At 48.7% G+C, this 269-nt stretch carries 3 tRNA genes; all 3 read right to left on the bottom strand.

Going from position 1 to position 269, the window contains the following annotated elements:
- The 3 genes from CHI14_RS29620 to CHI14_RS29610 all read right to left on the bottom strand — a co-directional run bounded on the left by CHI14_RS29620 (position 1) and on the right by CHI14_RS29610 (position 252).
- Positions 1-73: transfer RNA gene (locus CHI14_RS29620), tRNA-Lys, on the bottom strand.
- 8 nt (positions 74-81) lie between these two features.
- Positions 82-167: transfer RNA gene (locus CHI14_RS29615), tRNA-Tyr, on the bottom strand.
- A 12-nt stretch (positions 168-179) separates the two neighbouring features.
- Positions 180-252, bottom strand: a tRNA-Phe gene (locus tag CHI14_RS29610).
- Between the last annotated feature and the right edge of the window lie 17 nt (positions 253-269).

The raw sequence follows: 269 nt of genomic DNA, 5'->3' as shown, positions 1-269 counted from the left end.
TGAGTCATGAAGGGCTCGAACCTTCGACACCCTGATTAAAAGTCAGGTGCTCTACCAACTGAGCTAATGACTCATAAAAACTGGTGGAGGATGATGGATTCGAACCACCGAACCCGTACGGGAGCAGATTTACAGTCTGATGCGTTTGGCCACTTCGCTAATCCTCCAGGATTAAAAGGTGGCTCGGGACGGAATCGAACCGCCGACACGAGGATTTTCAGTCCTCTGCTCTACCGACTGAGCTACCGAGCCTTATTTAATTTTAGATT

The sequence above is a fragment of the Paenibacillus sp. 7516 genome, from assembly GCF_002272715.1.
Taxonomy (GTDB): Bacteria; Bacillota; Bacilli; order Paenibacillales; family Paenibacillaceae; genus Paenibacillus; species Paenibacillus illinoisensis_A.
Note: the sequence above shows the minus strand (reverse complement) of the source record. Positions and strands in the feature narration are given on the sequence as shown.